At 59.9% G+C, this 16,984-nt stretch carries 15 protein-coding genes and 1 pseudogene; 12 read left to right on the forward strand and 4 right to left on the reverse strand.

Translation table 11 applies throughout. From position 1 onward, the window contains the following. Positions 1-124: 124 nt before the first annotated feature. Together NH448_RS02270 and NH448_RS02275 are read right to left on the reverse strand one after the other, a co-directional pair. A complete protein-coding gene (locus tag NH448_RS02270; RefSeq protein WP_083970599.1) occupies positions 125-451 on the reverse strand; it encodes a DUF5676 family membrane protein in 327 nt (108 codons plus the stop codon). Then, entirely contained in the window at positions 444-797 is a 354-nt protein-coding gene (locus NH448_RS02275) for a YHS domain-containing protein (protein ID WP_023004669.1), read from the reverse strand. Before NH448_RS02275 ends, NH448_RS02270 begins: the two co-directional genes overlap by 8 nt. 1,046 nt (positions 798-1,843) lie before the next feature. On the opposite strand from NH448_RS02275, the gene NH448_RS02280 reads away from it, so the two are divergent. From NH448_RS02280 to NH448_RS02325, 10 genes and pseudogenes are all read left to right on the forward strand, one after another. Continuing rightward, complete coding sequence (locus tag NH448_RS02280) at positions 1,844-2,275, forward strand: MerR family transcriptional regulator (protein WP_045994462.1); 432 nt, start codon at positions 1,844-1,846, stop codon at positions 2,273-2,275. A gap of 502 nt (positions 2,276-2,777) precedes the next feature. Next, complete coding sequence (locus NH448_RS02285) at positions 2,778-3,143, forward strand: hypothetical protein (protein ID WP_045994463.1); 366 nt, start codon at positions 2,778-2,780, stop codon at positions 3,141-3,143. A gap of 77 nt (positions 3,144-3,220) precedes the next feature. Further along, on the forward strand, positions 3,221-3,760 hold the full coding sequence (gene radC, locus NH448_RS02290; RefSeq protein WP_045994464.1) for a DNA repair protein RadC: 540 nt from the start codon (positions 3,221-3,223) through the stop codon (positions 3,758-3,760). A gap of 93 nt (positions 3,761-3,853) precedes the next feature. After that, entirely contained in the window at positions 3,854-4,477 is a 624-nt protein-coding gene (locus NH448_RS02295; protein ID WP_045994465.1) for a DUF3275 family protein, read from the forward strand. Positions 4,478-4,559: 82 nt separating this feature from the next. Continuing rightward, positions 4,560-5,153, forward strand: coding sequence for a hypothetical protein (locus NH448_RS02300; RefSeq protein WP_045994466.1), 594 nt, complete (start codon positions 4,560-4,562; stop codon positions 5,151-5,153). A 68-nt stretch (positions 5,154-5,221) separates the two neighbouring features. Next, positions 5,222-6,331, forward strand: a pseudogene (locus NH448_RS02305) (DUF6094 domain-containing protein); the annotation flags it as partial. Positions 6,332-6,481: 150 nt separating this feature from the next. Further along, entirely contained in the window at positions 6,482-6,724 is a 243-nt protein-coding gene (locus tag NH448_RS02310) for a plasmid related protein (RefSeq protein WP_204248990.1), read from the forward strand. A gap of 129 nt (positions 6,725-6,853) precedes the next feature. Beyond that, on the forward strand, positions 6,854-9,082 hold the full coding sequence (locus NH448_RS02315) for a DEAD/DEAH box helicase (RefSeq protein WP_366077392.1): 2,229 nt from the start codon (positions 6,854-6,856) through the stop codon (positions 9,080-9,082). 318 nt (positions 9,083-9,400) lie between these two features. Then, a complete protein-coding gene (gene mobH, locus NH448_RS02320; RefSeq protein WP_045994469.1) occupies positions 9,401-11,182 on the forward strand; it encodes a MobH family relaxase in 1,782 nt (593 codons plus the stop codon). Further along, a complete protein-coding gene (locus NH448_RS02325; protein WP_045994470.1) occupies positions 11,179-12,120 on the forward strand; it encodes a site-specific integrase in 942 nt (313 codons plus the stop codon). The genes mobH and NH448_RS02325 overlap by 4 nt, the downstream gene beginning before the upstream one ends. Before the next feature lie 114 nt (positions 12,121-12,234). On the opposite strand, the gene NH448_RS02330 is transcribed toward NH448_RS02325, so the two are convergent. Next, entirely contained in the window at positions 12,235-13,113 is an 879-nt protein-coding gene (locus tag NH448_RS02330) for an MBL fold metallo-hydrolase (protein WP_045994471.1), read from the reverse strand. A 110-nt stretch (positions 13,114-13,223) separates the two neighbouring features. On the opposite strand from NH448_RS02330, the gene NH448_RS02335 reads away from it, so the two are divergent. Beyond that, entirely contained in the window at positions 13,224-14,174 is a 951-nt protein-coding gene (locus NH448_RS02335; protein WP_045994472.1) for a helix-turn-helix domain-containing protein, read from the forward strand. Between the two features lie 432 nt (positions 14,175-14,606). On the opposite strand, the gene NH448_RS02340 is transcribed toward NH448_RS02335, so the two are convergent. Continuing rightward, a complete protein-coding gene (locus NH448_RS02340) occupies positions 14,607-15,206 on the reverse strand; it encodes a hypothetical protein (protein ID WP_253028372.1) in 600 nt (199 codons plus the stop codon). Positions 15,207-15,845: 639 nt separating this feature from the next. Here NH448_RS02340 and NH448_RS02345 point away from each other — a divergent pair. Further along, positions 15,846-16,928, forward strand: a complete 1,083-nt coding sequence (locus NH448_RS02345) for a hypothetical protein (RefSeq protein WP_253028373.1) — start codon at positions 15,846-15,848, stop codon at positions 16,926-16,928. Positions 16,929-16,984 lie beyond the last annotated feature (56 nt).

Below are 16,984 nucleotides of genomic sequence, written 5' to 3' on the forward strand. Positions count from 1 at the left end.
AGGCGCGAGATGTCGCTGCCAATTCCTTGGCAACATCGAATATGGCCGAAAAAGCTGAAACAAGCTTGAATGGCTGCTTGGAGCGTTACATGTGTTGTCCATGGGGCCTGCCTCCCGCCGATTCTCACCGTCCAAAGCGTGTGGCAAAGAAGTTGTAGAGCGGGCCGAAGACCAGGGCGACGTACCAGCCGTAGCCGAAGCTTTCAGCCAGGCCCAGGAAGAAGCTTGACCAGCTCAACCAGGTGAAGCCAGGCAGCAGGCGAAGCCAGCTCTCATACATCGCCTGGTCGGGAAACAGCAGGTCGAAGCCGACGCATAGGGTGAAGGTCACGGCCAGAAACAGCCCCAGGCTCATCCCGAGCGTGATCACGGGAATCCGTGGCGTAGCCTGGACCGGCAAGCGGGTTCCGGAGCGAGGCTTGGCTGTCGACGGAACATCGGCATCAGGCATCTTCGTTCTCCGGTTGGGTAGTAAAGTCCTTTGCTGCAGGTGCGAGATATTGTTCGGGCGCGGCCTCGAAGCGCTCCCGGCAGTCACGAGAGCAGAAGTAAAAGACGTGGCCATCGTGGACGCTCGGCTTGGCCCTTTCGGTTCTGACGGTCTTGCCGCAGACGGGATCGACGTCCTCGGCTGGCGGAATCCACTTCAGCCCCTCGGTGGCGTGTGGATCCTCTCGACTATCGTCGCCATGCTTGCTCCTGCCATGGCGGTGCCCCATGACGTGGGCACCACAGCCAAAGCGCATCATCAGAAAGAGGATCGCTGCCCAGATCAGGAAGTAAAACAGTGCGTTCATAAATGCCTCCTCGTGACTTCCGCTAAGCTGTACCCGATACCGAGCCCGCTGGCGTGCTTACGAATGTGCATGCGAAAGAGACTCTCCACGCACAGCGGCCACTCCGGCAGTTGCCTGGATCAATGTGGGGCGGGCACGGGTTTCTCCCGCACAGCCATGTCTGGAAGCGCGGGATCAGGGAGCGAGTCGACTTAGACTCTGTAGCGTTGGGTCAAAAGGTAGACTGGAACCGAAGAGGGGGAGAGGAGAGCGCTTGGCCTGCCGCTGGCGGTGACAACCCGGGGCGCTATGGCTGGGGCCGTCATGCTCAAAGGAAGAGGCTCGAAGTCCAAGTCCTGGCGCTCCAGGCGCAACAGGGCGCTGCCGACATTACGAGTGCCATGGCCATGGTGGCATCGCGGTTGAGGATAGTCTGCGTTGATGAACTCGATGTTCGAGTGCGCATCTGCGTGAGGCTCAACGCCAACCTGGCCAGACACAGTAGAGGAGGGAGCATCTGCCGAGGAAGGGACATCTGCCATTGTGGCGGCGCTAGAGAGCAGTAGCACCATGCCCAGCAGGATGACCAGACCAAAGCGATGCCACGCGGTGGCAGACCGCGAGGATTGCTTGGGAAATGACGCGTGCCTGGCCATGCGGCAGGGCTCCTGCAGAGTGATGTACATCTTACCCTAGCGCAGAATCGAATCCTGTCCATTGACATGGATCAAGATGGAGCTTGCCGTAAGCTGCAGTGGCCTCATTGAAGTGGTGACCTGGGCGAATGGCTGGGATGACTTTTACCATAGGTTATACCGTTTCGGCATGGATGTATGTTCAAAACTTTGGTCTTGGTTGGTTATTCGGCATGACACCAGCGCAGTATTAACTTCTTGAATCCTTTGTACCGCTCATGCGTATCTGTTTTTTTACCCTTGATTCAAGGCCACATTTTGGAGGTGCAGCACTACGATGGAGACCGCCATGGGTCGACCCAGCTCGATCTTGACCTTTGGGCAGCCTCAAGGTTGTAAGCTGACGTAGAATGGATATGTAGGGAAAGGGCAATGCGAGTCACAGAATTGGCTCGGGCTGGTGGCGTAACTGCGGAAACGGTGCGTCACTATACACGTGAGGGCCTGTTGCAGCCGCAGCGGGATCTGTGCAACGGCTATCAACTTTACGATGAGGAGGCGCTGGGGCGCCTTCGCTTTATCGATTGCCTTCGTTCGTTGGGCGTTGGTCTACCAGCAATCAAGAATATATTGAGTTGGGCGGATGAAGACAGACCTACAGTTGTCGATAGGTGCGCGCCGCTGGCTGATCAAGGGCGCCACATCCGCTTGCGGATTCAAGAACTCCAGGCGATAGCGCAATGGCTGGAGAGCATCGACCACGATGATGCTCCCGATAATCCCAGCCTGGGGGAACTGATTGAAGCACTGGGATCGTCGGAGTCAGCGGTCATTACGGATGGTTCGCACAGAGGCCAGCAGTGATGCGACTGAGGTATTCTGTCGGCGGTATCTTCCCGACTTGTTATGCACTGCTGGTGTCAGAGTTGCTATACACCAAACGCAATTGTTAGTAGTCCGTAGATTCCCGTTGCCGAGCGCTTAGTCGTTTGCAAACGCTGGCGGGGATATGTAAATGAGTACCATGATTCTATTCCCTGAATTCAAGCAAGCCGCCAAGCACGTGGCTCTGTGGCTTGACTGTGGTCGGCGGTGACGTAAGCTAGTTCTTGCAAGCACCGTCCATGGCGGTCCGGTGGTCTCGACCGGCACCAACCGAGGCACCCCAGCACCCAGGCGTTTCGAGGGTGCGCCGCTTAGCGGTACGCCACCTCCCAAGGCCTCGCGCATCCCGAGACGAGGCTGCCCATCCGGGCTGGATGCTGCACCTCTTCCTCGGCACTTGTGTGCCATCACCCACCAGGGGATCCACATTCCCCGGTGGGGAAGGTGTTTCCCCTGTGTGCACTACCGCAGGAGATCCACCATGAAATCCTACGATATGTCGTTTCTGGCTCGTGACCACGGCTTTGCGGGCAAGGTCCGCGTCAGCGAGCGGGTCATGGACGACTGCATGTACGTCGCAGAGCACGTGGTCTCGGAGCATGGGGTTACGCCCATCGAACGATTCCAGATGCTGCTGCAGAGCGTGGCCCGCCAGCTGTCCGGGTACCCAGCAGGGACCCAGGCGGTGCGGCTGACTCACCATCGCATCCCGCCCAGCGGGAATCCCCACCAGCCTCTGGCTCTCGAGCTCGAGGCGTTGGTCGTGCAAGGTGACCGCCAGCATGGTGACTACCTGCTGGTGGCACGCCACGACGAGCTGAACCACGCGCAGCTTTTCGCCGCGTAACCCTTCCTCACTACCCACCCCGACCGGGACATCGCTCCCGGAGGGGGCGGTCTCGGTCATGTCCGGAGGTTCTGGTCATGACACACACTTCAGCAGCTGCCTTCCCGGCAGAGTCTCGCTACTCCCCATCCAACGCGCCTCAGCTGTTCGTGCGCGACAGCGACGGCAACTACCTGGCGGCCCCCGATGACCGCGTCATCGATGCGGCGCGACAGGTGGTTGAGCGTTCCGTCTCAAAAGGCATGAAGCTCAACACGCCCAACCGGGTGCGTGAGTTCCTGTGGCTCAAGCTGGCTGGCTACGACCATGAGGTGTTTGGTGCCATCTTCCTGGACACCCAGCACCGCGTGATCGAGTTCAGCGAGCTATTCCACGGCACCCTTGATTCCGCCTCGGTCTATCCGCGGGAGGTGGTGAAGGCGGCGCTGCACCACAACGCCGGTGCGGTGATCTTCACCCATAACCACCCCAGCGGGGAGCCCGATCCGAGCGATGCGGACCGACGCATCACCCAGCGCCTTAAAGAGGCACTGGGTCTGATCGAAGTTCGCGTGCTCGACCACATCGTGGTGGGCGGTTCGGACTCGGTCTCCTTCGCGGAGCGGGGTTATCTCTGACACCTCGGGCGCTTGCCCGTGACTTCTTGGACGGGTGCCGGAGCTGCCGGCCCCGTCCGCTCTTTTTGCATCCTGACAAACAGGAGTCTGGTGATGATCAAGATCCCCGGGCGGCTCACCGTCCGCACCATTCATGGGCGCAACGGCCCCTTCAACGTTGGCCGGCTGGCGGCCTCGATCGGCGAGTTCGTCATCAAGGACCCTCAGCTGGATCAGTTCAGCGAAGGGGTATTTGAGGGCGAGTTTCTGCTGCTCGAGATTCGCCCGGCGAGCTACTTCGCCAGTGGCCGGCTGGTGGTGGAGGTCCGCGCCAAGGTCGGCGAGATGCTGCTGACCGAGGACGGCATGCTGGTGAATCAGCACGGCCCGCGCTTCGACTCCGCGGAGATGGACCCGCTGGAGGAGGAGGCCGCTCCTGCGCCACCCGTGCCGCCAGCCACTCCTGCGCCTGGATCGGGTGAGCCGATGGCTCCGCCTGCGCTGCCGTCTCAGGTTGATGCTGGCGAGGGGCCAGGGCCGCAAGCCCCGGATACCCACGCCGCTGGCCAGGAGGCCAATCCCGACGCCGAGCTCTTCGGCCTGCTCTGGCCCCTGGGGCAGAGCGTCAAGCTCGATCCCACCGTGGACCGGGCTCTGTTCCGCCGTCAGGTGAGTCGACTGAAGGAGCTGGGCTACCGATTCCAGGCGCCGACCCAGACCTGGCAAGCCGCTGCCTGAGGCAGCCACTCCCCACCGGGGCATCTCGATGCCCTGGGCTCGGGATGTCCCCATCGCTCTTCGCTAACCGATGGAGACCCTCATGCCCGAGCTCTACACCCTCGACGAGTGCCTGGACCTGTACGCCGATGCGTTCTGCCTTGGCCGGCAGCGTGAGTGCCTGTTTCTCTCCCTGTGGGGGCGGGATACGGCGCTGCAGGAGCTGCTTGCCAGGCTGACGCTACCCGCGGCAGACAATGGCCTGGGTACCCTGCATCTCTGCCAGGGCGACACTCGCCACCCCATGGTCTTTGGCGACATGGACCGCTACTCCCGGCGCTCTGCCCGGTTGCGCCAGACGCGCTTCGGCACCCTGGTGCACGTGTGGCTCTTCGACCAGCGCTGCATCACGCCGGATCGCGCCAACCTTCACAGCATCGTCCTGCTCGACGGCGAGGAGGGCGCCTGCCCGGTGGATGACCAGCTGTGGCCCCGCGTGCGGGAGCTCTGCCCGCTGCCTCTGCTGGATCACTGGCAGGGGCCGGTGATGACGCTGCTGCATGCCCAGCAGGCGGTACTGCCGGCCTCGTTCTCACAGGGGCCGATCCAGGCCTGGGAGATCTCCCTCGATGAGAACGACCTGGCCCCACGCCTCAGCGGCATGATCCGCGCCGGCGTACTCACACCCGAGCCCTGAGCTCTCGCTCCACCCTGGTGCGGCCGTTCTGGCCGCGCCTACCACACCCAACCGACAGGAGGTGTCGCATGGCACTGATGTTTCAGCGCATCGCGCGCAACTTCGCCAGGAATGGCTACTTCCCCACGGATAAGGCGTCGCTTGAGCGGGTGCTTCAGGCGCTCCGCCCTGCCAGCACCGGCCGGATGCGGGTGCTCGACCCCTGTGCGGGGGAGGGCGCTGCCATCGCCGAGCTTGCCCACCACCTGGGGCGCGAACGCGTTCAGGCCTGCGCCGTGGAGTATCACGCCGAGCGGGCCGCCTCGATGCATGGCCTGGTGGATAGAGGCCTACAGGGCGACCTGATGGACACGGTGATCTCACCGCGCAGCGTGGGCTGCCTGTGGCTCAACCCGCCCTATGGCGACCTGCTGGCCGACCACGCCGGCTACGAGAGCTATCAGGGCAAGGGGCGCAGGCGCCTCGAGAAGCTGTTCTACCAGCGCACCGTTGGCACCCTGCAGTACGGGGGTGTGATGGTGCTTATCGTTCCCGACTACGCCCTGGACAAGGAGCTGACCGGCTGGCTGGTCAACCACTTCACCGAGCTGAGGGTCTTCCGCGCCGCCGTGGATGACTTCCAGCAGGTGGTGATCCTGGGCCGCCGGGTGCGACGCCGTGAGGCGCAGCGCAGCCAGGAGGCCAAGGCGATACGCGCCCAGCTGCTGCGCGTGGGAAGCAAGGAGGTCATACCCGAGGTGATCCCGGCGGTGTGGCCCTTCGAGCCCTACGTGATACCGGCGGCTCAGGGCGAGCTGCGCCACTTCTACCGCGTCTCGCTCGATGCCGAGCAGCTGGCCGATGAGGTCGGGAAGCTGCAGGGGCTCTGGCACGAGGTGGGCAGCGTGTTCGGGAAGACCGGCCTGTCGCCGCGTCCCCCAGTGCGCCGGCTCTCCTCTTGGCATCTGGCCCTGTCGCTGGCGGCCGGGGCCATCTCCGGCGTGGTGACCGCGCCCAGCGGCCGCTGCCTGGTGGTCAAGGGCAACACCCACAAGGATAAGGTCGCCAAGACCGAGTTCACCGAGCGGGAGGATGGCTCCATCACCGAGACCCGCGTGCTCACCGACCGCTTCGTGCCGGTGATCCGCGCCTGGGAGATGACGCCTGACTCGCCTCGCTGTGGGCAGCTGCTGACCATTACCTCGACGCCGGCGGCCAATGATGGCGAGCCGGAAGAGGGTGATCAGATGGCAGACGCCGAGGCAGGCGATGCCCCTGAGCCGCTCAACCGGGTCGCCGAACGTGCCGCGAGGCCGGATCCACGCCGCTTCGAGGTGGGGCGAGTGGTGATGACCCGGGCCGTCAACGAGTTGGTGGAGCAGGGCGAGGTCTCGCCCATGGCGCTGCTCCGACGACACGTCACCGGCGACTGGGGTGACGTGCCTGAGGAGGACCGCCAGAGCAACGAGCAGGCCCTGGTTCACGGTGACAGGCTGCTCTCGTCCTACCGGATCGGTGAGTCGCTCACGGTCTGGATCATCACCGAGGCGGACCGCAGCGCCACCACGCTGTTGCTGCCAGACGACTACTGACCGGCGCCCCGGGCGCCATTCCCCACGGCGGGCCTTTCCAACCCGCCAGGGGAGGGGAGTGTCCGCCGTTTTCTTGTGAACAAGGAGACGGACATGAACGACATCACTCAGCTGCCGGCGCCGGCCGGCATGGCGCAGTCTGGCGAGGTCTTCGGGCCTCAGGTGGACCTCAACGCCTTCGTGGAGGAATTTGGCGATGGCCTGCTGGCCTCGCTCAACCGCTCCCATCCCCCGGTCTATGACGGCGAGGCCAACCCTCGTCGTCAGGCCATCATGGATGCCCTCAAGCGGGCGCCTTTCCCCGAGCAGGCCGAGGTGGTCCAGGCCATCTCGGCGCTGCTGCTCGATCGGCACGAGCCGGCGGGCATCATCAACGCCGAGATGGGCACCGGCAAGACCATGATGGCCATCGCCACCGCGGCGGTCTGTCACGGCGAAGGCTATCGGCGTTTCTTGGTGATCGCACCGCCCCACCTGGTCTACAAGTGGCGGCGGGAGATCCTGGAGACAGTCAATCAGGCCAGGGTCTGGGTGCTGAACGGCCCGGATACCCTGGTCAAGCTGCTCAAGCTCCGTGAGGCCCTGGGCCAGCCGTCCGATGGGCGGCCGGAGTTCTTCATCCTGGGGCGTGTGCGCATGCGCATGGGCTTCCACTGGCGACCCGTTGCCGCTCGCAAGCGCGTGCCGGGCGGCGAGCTGGCGGCCTGTCCTCAGTGTGGCGACACGGTGGTCGACTGCGACAACGAAGCGGTATCGCTGTCGCAGTTTCTCCGTGAGGAGCGGCGCCACAAGTGCCGGCACTGTCACAGCCCTCTCTGGACGCTGATGCGGCCGCAGCGGGCGACGGGCAGCCTGCAGCGCGACCTGGTGCTCAAGGCGCTGCGCAAGCTGCCTACCATCGGCAAGGTCTCCTCGGAGCGCCTGGTGCAGCAGTTTGGCGAGGAATTCCTGGCCACGCTGCTGGGTGACAACATCCACGAGTTCATCAACCTCATGGATGAGAACGGGGAGCTGGTGTTCTCCGACCGACAGGCGGCCCGTATGGAGCGGGCCATGGCCGCTATGGAGTTCGGTTTCGGTGAAGGCGGCTATCAGCCGACCGAGTTCATCAAGCGGCAGCTGCCGGATCACACCTTCGATCTGCTGATCGTGGACGAGGGCCATGAATACAAGAACGCCGGGTCGGCCCAGGGCCAGGCCATGGGCGTGCTGGCAGCCAAGGCGCGCAAGTCGCTGCTGCTGACCGGCACCCTGATGGGCGGCTATGCCGACGACCTGTTCCACCTGCTGTTCCGCATCCTCACGCCGAAGATGCTCGAAGACGGCTATCGCCCCAACGGGCGCGGATCGATGGGGCCTGCGGCCATGTCGTTCCTGCGTGACCACGGGGTGTTGAAGGACATCTACACCGAGCGCGATGGCGAGTCGCACAAGACAGCGCGAGGCAAGAAGCTGTCGGTGCGCACCGTCAAGGCCCCGGGCTTCGGCCCCAAGGGGATCATGCGCTACGTGCTGCCCTTCACCGTCTTCCTCAAGCTCAAGGACATCGGTGGCAACGTGTTGCCGCCCTACGATGAAGAGTTCATCGAAGTGCCGATGGACGACGAGCAGGCCTTTGCCTACCGGCGGCTCGAGGGTCAACTGACCGCTGAGCTCAGACAGGCGTTGGCACGCAAGGACACCACCCTGCTGGGCGTGGTGCTCAATGCGCTGCTGGCCTGGCCGGACTGCTGCTTCCGACCGGAGACGGCCAAGCATCCGCGCTCGGGCAGCCTGCTGGCGTTCGTGAAGAGCCTCTACGGCGAGCAGCAGCCGATGCCCAAGGAGCGCGAGCTGGTGGAGATCTGCCGGCGAGAGAAGGCGGAGGGTCGCAAGGTGCTGGTCTACACGACCTACACCGGCAAGCGCGATACCAGCAGCCGACTCAAGGCGGTGCTCACCCAGGCCGGCTTCAAGGTCGCGGTGCTGCGCTCCAGCGTGGAGACCCAGAGACGCGAGGACTGGATTGCCGATCAGGTCGACCGCGGTGTCGACGTGCTGATCACCAATCCGGACCTGGTGAAGACCGGGCTCGACCTGCTGGACTTCCCCACCATCGTCTTCATGCAGACGGGCTGGAACGTCTACACCCTGCAGCAAGCCGCCCGCCGCTCCTGGCGGATCGGCCAGCGGCAGCCGGTGAAGGTGCTCTACCTCGGCTATGCCGGATCGTCGCAGATCGCCTGCCTGTCGCTGATGGCCAAGAAGATCGCCGTGGCCCAGAGCACGTCGGGAGACGTGCCCGAGTCGGACCTGGATGCCCTCAATACGGACGGAGACTCCGTGGAGATGGCCCTGGCCAGACAGCTGGTCAGCTGATCGATACCCAACCTATGCCCCCTCTTCGGAGGGGGCTTTTTGTGGCTGCAGTAGGGAGTAACTCACTGATGCGACTTTGGTTGTAAGTTAGGTGATACAGATAAATTAAGAATCTTCTCAGAAAGTATATGCGGATGTTCTCAATGAAATAAATTTCCTGATCAATACAATCATCTGCGCTTGGTTTGCATCCCATAGCTATTGCACCAGGGCAAGGAGTGCCCCGGAGTAAACCTCTCTCATCGCATTTAACGTTTCTGCTGGTGCCCGTCAAGGCCCAGCGTTGTGATGCACGGACTGCATCCAGAGGAGCGAGCATTGCGGATTCTCAACATTCTACGCGGCCGCCGCAGCGCGACCGACAGCGACAGCGTCCAGGATGACGCCGGATGGGAAAGCCCGCGTACCGGCGCTGAGCTTCTAGCCACGCCCTATCGACAGCAGCTGATCAGAGCGATTCAGGAAAGCACATCGCTGACTGCACCGGTGTTTGAGGCCTACGTCAAAGAGCCTCTGCAACGATACGCAGAGCGTGTCCAGCTGCTGCCAGCCTCGGAATCACACCACCATAGCTACCCGGGTGGAATGCTGGATCACGGCCTCGAGACCTGTGTGTTTGGCCTCAGGATCCGACGACAGCACCTACTCCCTCCGAAAAAGTCGCCCGAAAAGCAGTCCTCTACCGGTGAGCTGTGGAGCGTGGCGGTCATCTATGCTTGCTTGCTACACGATATCGCCAAGGTCATCGTCGACGTCGATATACACCTGAAATCCGGCCGAAGGTGGTGCCTGTGGGAGGGCATCATTCCCGACCAGTATCGCGTTCGCTATATCAAGGGGCGAGACTACTTCCTTCACGCTGCGGCCAACCCCCTCTTGTGCAAGGAGGTGATGGGCAATGCCGGGCTTGAGTGGTTGAAAAGCCAGCCGGAGCTGTTTGGCCTGGTGATGTACGCGATCAGTGGCCACTCGGAGCGCTCCGGGGTTGTCGGTGAGATTGTCAGTCAGGCTGACAGGGCTAGCGTGGCCAAGTCGTTGGGTGGCAAGGTTTCCAATATCGACAAGGCACCCCGGGAATCCCTGCAGAGCAAGCTCAAAGGTGCTATTCGCCACATCGTGACAGAAAAGATCCGCCTGAATGAAAAAGGCGCTCAGGGGTTTGTCACTCCCGAGGCGCTGTGGCTAGTGACGCCGCTGGTGCCACGAGAAATCAAGAGCTACCTCCTTTCCCATGGCATCGATGGCGTGCCATCCAATGAGTCTCGCCTCTATGACGAAATGCAGTCCCATGGCCTGATTATAGAGAACCCGGAGGGGCGTTCGGTCTGGAAGTGCAGGGTCGAGGTGGGAGAGTGGCAGACCAATCTTTCCATGCTCAAGGTTCATAAATCGCTCGTTTGGAGCGGTGATGAGGAGCCTGAGATTTTCTCGGGGAGTGTCGAGATCATTGACGTCGGTGAGAGTGGTGAAGGTAGTCAGCCAGCTAGGCAACATCGTAAAGATCAGGAGCCAGGTGACAAGCCTGCAACTCCAGAAACTTCAAGTGAGATGGCTGAGTCGAGTCGCACTGAGGAAATCCAGGATGATCTGGAAGCCTCCATTCTTGATATTGCAACAGGCGGCGATGAGAAAGAAGCGCCAGATTTGGAGCCGCAGCCAAGTCGTAATCCTGATGAGGATGTCGAGAACCTTACGGGTCAGGCATCGCCTGGACAGTCGTCATCCGGGGAAGAGTTTCTCGCCTGGCTGCGAGGCGGGTTGAAAACCCACAAGATTTTGATGAACGACTCCAAGGCTCTGGTGCATGCCGTGGATGGGATGTTGATGGTGGTCAGCCCCAAGGTGTTCAAGCGCTATTGTCAGGAGGTGAGCGGAGAAGAGAAAGGCTGGAAAGAAGTTCAGGATTCATTCCAGAAGCTGAAGCTGCACAAGAAAAACAAGGATGGCGGAAGTTTTCACAAGGTAAGGGTGGTCGGTCCAAACAAGAAGTCGAGCACGCTTTCTGGGTATCTTGTGGGTAAGGATGACCTGATGGAGGAGGGTAAGGAGGTTTTTGATAACCCCTTTATTGACCTGATTGATGGGAAGCCTGAAGAATGAAAACATTTACCTTTGATGACTTGCTGCAATCCTATTTTTCTGAGCGCTGGCTGACCGAAAGAAGTCGCATTTCCTATAGCGTTCCGGTGAAGCTATTCCGGAGGTTCGTGGGCCAGGATAAGCTGCCTGCGGAGGTGACCCGTGATGATGTCAGGGAGTGGAGGGAGTTCTGCTTCTCGGAGGAGGGTAGAAACCTCGCACACTCAAGTTGGAATAACTACTGCCGGCACAACCGAATCCTCTTCAAGCATGCGATCGATCACGCCTTGATCGACATCTCGTTCAATCCTTTTGCCAAGATGGAGGTCAGCTCTCCCAAAAAGAGAAAGAAGACCCTTAGCAAGCGGCAGGTCGAAATGGCACGTGAAGCTATTGGCCTGTATAAAAAGATGGAGTGGTACCGAAAAAAGCCCTCAGTACTTCACCCTGTCTGGTTTTGGGAGATCGTGTTCGAGACGTTCTACCATACGGGCATCCGTCTGACTCAGCTGTTGCTGATGAAGCCTGAGGATATCAACCTTAAAAGTCGCGTGCTCACCGCTACCTGGCAGGGGGCCAAGAACAACCGCGAACACTTTGTCCCTATCTCCAATGCTCTCTACCCGCACCTAGAGAACTTGATGAACTCGGCCAAGATGGTGGGTATCCAGCGTGGCGAGCAGCTCTTCAATGTGAACCGATTCAGCGTTCGGCACCGAATGGAGACGATGGACTCCTGGCAGGTGGAGAGCTTCTATCAGAAGCTCTCACAGATTTGCGGCTACCAGATGAGTCCACACCGATTCCGGCATACCCTGGGCACTGAGTTGATGAAGGAACCGGACCGCAACCTACACATCGTCAAGGCGCTGCTTGGCCACAGCAACATCAGCACGACGCTGGAGTATGTCGAGGTCGATATCGGCAGCCTGCGCAGCGCCATCGAGGGGCGTGTCTAGGGCACTTGATGTCAAGGCCTGCCTTGTACTTTAACCCAGCCCCTGGTGCTGCCAGGGGCTGGGTGGAAACCTACCGATATGTTGGACGAGAGCTTCTCTTGTTCCGATGGCTGGCTAGAACGACACAACTTCGCCGTCGGCAGGAATAAGCACGCGATCTGCAATGTCATTATCTTCCACGTACTCACCCAGTTCCTCACGGGTCAGGGTCATGTGATTCACCGCGTCCATATGCACCGCGATGATGGTGGCATTTGGAGCCGCTTGATAGGCGCGCAGAGTGTCTTCCTTGCCCATGATGATCGGGTCGTTCTCGAAGCCGGTGAATTCGGCTGCACCAGCATTCAGCACGATTACCTCGGGCAGGTAGCGCTCTAGCGCCTGGTCGACCTCGTCACGCCAGACCGTATCCCCGACCACATAGGTGGTCTGGCTGTCTGGTGCCTCGAAGACCACGCCCATTATTTCGCCGAGTGCCTCCGCAAGCTCGGGGACGGAATAGATGGCGTCGGAGCCGTGCTGGCCGCCAGTGCGGTGTAGATCGACCCCGCCGAACTCGGCAGTGCCATCCAGGACTCGCACGTCCTCGAAGCCTTGTGAGCGAATCAGTTCGGCATCGGACTGGTGTTGGGCGAACAGCGGGATATCCTTGGGCAGCAGGGCCTGGGCAGCATCATCCCAGTGATCCAGGTGGGTGTGAGTGACGATGACCGCGTCTACGCCATCGATCACCTCCTGCACTGACATCGGCAACTCCACCAGGGGGTTGCGTAGCTCACTGCGATAGGTGCCATCGAAGCCGGGATAGGCACCCTTTTCGGCCAGCATGGGATCGATCAGGAAGGTGGTCTCACCATAGGTGATCTTCACCGTGGCATTGCGGATATGTTGCACCTGCAGGGTTGTGTCCTCTGCTAGCGGTGCGGCGTAGGACGCGCCGCTGGCGAGGGCGGCGGCCAGAAGCAGGGGGCTGACAAGCGTCTTGAATGACATCGAGGTTCTCCGCGTATGGTGTTGGATGGAGCACACTGTAGGAGAATCTGCTTGGCCAGATAATCGGCCCAGGAGACAATAATCGAAAGAATTGGGCCAAGAGAGGCATTATGTCGCTTCCCCGCGTGGGGCTGATTCTCTATCCGCACTTCAGCCCCTTCCATTTCTCGGTACCCTATATGGTATTTGGCACGCCGTCCCCCGAGGGACCCCTGTTCGATCTGTGCATCGTGGCACCGACGGGACAACAGCTAGAAGCCGAGCGAGCCATGACGGTGCGTCCCGATGGTGGTCTTGAGCTGCTGGAGAAGGTGGATATCGCTGTGGTTCCCGGCTGGCACGACCTGGGTGAGCCACCGGCGCCGGAGTTGCTCGAGGCCCTGGTACGCTGCCATGAGAGGGGCGCCCATGTGGTAGGGCTCTGCTATGGGGCCTATGCCCTGGCCTATGCGGGGCTGCTGGATGGTCGGCGGGCCTCGACCCACTGGCTGGCCGAGGAAGATTTCAGCCACCGATTCCCCGCCATCGCGCTGGATACCAATGCCCTCTATGTGGAAGACGATCGCCTGGTGACCTCTGCTGGGACGGCCGCCGGGCTGGACTGCTGCCTGTTCCTGGTGCGCGAGTACCATGGGGCTCGGGTCGCTAACCAACTGGCCCGGCTGCTGGTGGTGCCGCCCCACCGGGAGGGAGGGCAGGCGCAGTTTATCGAGCAGCCGATGGCCGCCTCCACCCAAGACTCCCAGATCAACCTACTGCTCGACTACCTGCGCACACACTTGGCGGAATCGCACAGCATCGATGCACTGGCCGCTCGCACCAACATGAGTCGTCGCTCCTTCACCCGCCACTTTCACCGCGCCACTGGCATGACGGTGGGGGAGTGGTTGATCAACGAGCGCCTGAGGCGAAGCTGTGAGCTGCTGGAAACTACGACCTTGCCGATCGACCAGGTGGCAGAGTGCAGTGGCTTTAACACGGCGACCTCGCTCAGACAGCACTTCCAGCAACGTTTCCGCGTGAGTCCCAGGGAGTGGCGAAGGGCTTTTGGCATCAGGTAGAGACATCAGGGGTGGCCGCACAACCCGTCAACTCACCTGCATTATACGATCGTCTGAATTAGTCCGCCCTGATGCAGGTTGACAGCTGGGGCCTCGTCCTCTTCAATAGCTACTCGATGATGCCGTGTGATGCTGGTGATAACTCCTGATCTCCCAGGCTGTCCCTATACGCATTTCACGAAGCCTTACGCCAGGCGTAATGCACTGATTTTTAACGGTTTTTGGTGGTGTGACTTGTAATCAGTAGGTCCCGGGTTCGACTCCTGGTGCCGGCACCATCTAAAAGATGGTTATGGATCAACGACTTGCTGCAACATCAAAACCGCCCATCGAGGCGGTTTTTTTGTGCGTGGGTGAATCATGGTGTCGTGCCCGGCAGCGCGGGTGTACTTCAGGCGTTCGGCACCTGCGCAGGCACTTTTCGTACAAGCCCTAGCGCTTGAGTTCGTCTCTCAGCGTCCTGACCTGCGCGATGTCCAGCCCCGACAGATCCGCCACCGTCTGGTCATCTAGCTGAGTCCGCTCGATCATGTTGCGGGCGACCTCCAGACGAGCCTTCTGTTCGCCCTTCTGTTCGCTTTCCAGCAGGCCTTCCTGACGTCCTTGCTTGCGGCCTTCCTCACGTCCTTCCTTGCGGCCTTCCTCACGTCCTTCCTTGCGGCCTTCCTCACGTCCTTGCTTGAGGCCTTCTTCAAGACCCTGTTGCTTCCACTGCTCGGACCATCGTTTTGCACGCTCGGCCAGCATGTTGTGTACCTCATTGAGTTCGTTAAGATTCTGCCACTCGGTTCCTTCGCTCTCGGGTATCCAATTGGGCAGCAGCACGCGCTTGATCCAGATGGCGAAGTGACGGCGCAGACGAGTCTGGTCCGGCGCTTCGAGCCGTCTTGCCAGTAGCCCGATCAGTTCGACCGCCTCCCTGGAGCCTCGGTGGTGTTCCAGACGAAATATGGCGGCCACCACGCTGCGGGCCTCTGGCGACCAGTGCTCTGAGTCCACGATGGCGCCTCCGTCCAGCAGAAGATAGGGCATTCGTGGGCGGTATCGCTCCAGCTCCCTGGGCACGCTTTGAACGAGGTCCGATACGTCGACGGCGGCGTTCCAACGTTTCTCTCCATTGTAGATGAAGCCTATCAGGAGGACTCGATATTGAGCATTGATTGCCCTGGTTAGGCTGTAGGAGATGGTTTTACTTCTTGATCCACATCATGAAGTTGTATGGCTTTCTCGATGGCGCATTGTTCTTGGTGGCGAGATTGACCTGATGTTTGTTTGTCTCTTCTGGTTCCCGCTCACCATTCACGAATCATTGTTGTTGTGTGTGGCAGTTGGCAATGGTCAGTCATGATGGTAAATCATGTGTTTTTTGTATGTTTATGGGTGAAATCTTACAGGTTTGCCACATCCGGGATTAGGCGATGCTTTGAAGAAGGTATCGCTGATATTGCAAAGTTTACGTGTACTTTTATTCAAGACGTGGGAATAGGATGGGAGAGAAAGTCGTCCTGACTGAAGGTGTGCAGGTATATCACAGGACACATGGTTTTCTCGAAAAAATGTGGCGTTTTGGTTGCTGTATAACTCAAAAGCGGTATAGGCGCAGTCAAGGTTAGGATTTGGGTCGCGCTAGATGCCTTTTATCCGGACAGATCACAGGGAAATATCGAAAAAATGAAGAAATCCCATTTCGATACCATGATTGAAGAATCGAGCAACAAGGTAAAAGAGTCGCAGCGAAAAATTGCCGAGGTCACTGCCAGTGTTGAAGCCGCTCGTGCCCGCGCAGATGCAGGAGACTCAGTAGGCTTCAACATCGAAGTTGCTACCTTGGATGACGTTCATGCCCACACCGAGACCATGAACGCCAATATCGCAGAGTTGATCATGGGGCTTGATGACACTACAGCCGGATTTTCCAAAGATTTTGACGAAATGCGCAACAAGTCCAGTATGGAGAAGTTCGTCGGAATCTTTGGTAAGGGAAAGGCTGAGTCCATGCGTCAGGAGCGAATGAGGAGCGCAAGCATAGACGAAAAGCTGCAGGACCTTATCGCCAAATCCGACATCATCGTAAAACTTCTGGATGGCCAATTACAGGAGCTCGAGAGCCAGCAGGAAAAGGTCCAGAAGAATCTGGAACGATCGCTGGGTGATAGAGAGGCAGCGGTAGCAGAGCTTGAGTCGCTGAGAGCCGAAATAGAGGCACTTGACCCACAGCTCATCGATCTGGAGAGCAAGATATCCGTGGAGCAGGATGCAGCACAGCGTACTCGCCTGGAAACCGAGCTTGCAGACACGAATACACGCTACAACGCGCTGGTCCAGGATGAGCAGGTCAGCATCTCCCGCTCGCAAACGCTCGAGCGCTACATCGAGAAGGGGAAAACCTGGTTGGACAGTCTTCAGAATCAGGCAGCGACTCAAAAGGTGCTGATCAACAAGCTCCAGACAGATACTCAGCAAAGAGTTGTGCTATATGACGCCCTGAGTAAGTCGTTGAAGACGGCTCAGCAGCAGGACGTAGCGCACAGGATCAACGAAATTGGCTCGCAGACAGACCAGGAAGCTCAGACTGCGATGGCGGGCATCGGCAGTGCAACCAACCAGCGCATGGCCGATATGCTCGAAGCACATGAAGGCCAGATGGTGTATGCAAGAGACGTCTTGGAGAAAAAGGCCCGCGCTGACGAGCGCTTTGCTCGAAGATTTTCAAAGATCGTCGAGAAACATGACAAGAATCTGTATGGGCGTTGAGGGGCAGGTTCCCCATCACTCGAGACGTGATAGGTAGAGGTTCTATACCAGCTTCC

The organism is Halomonas sp. OfavH-34-E (assembly GCF_024124525.1).
GTDB lineage: Bacteria > Pseudomonadota > Gammaproteobacteria > Pseudomonadales > Halomonadaceae > Halomonas > Halomonas litopenaei.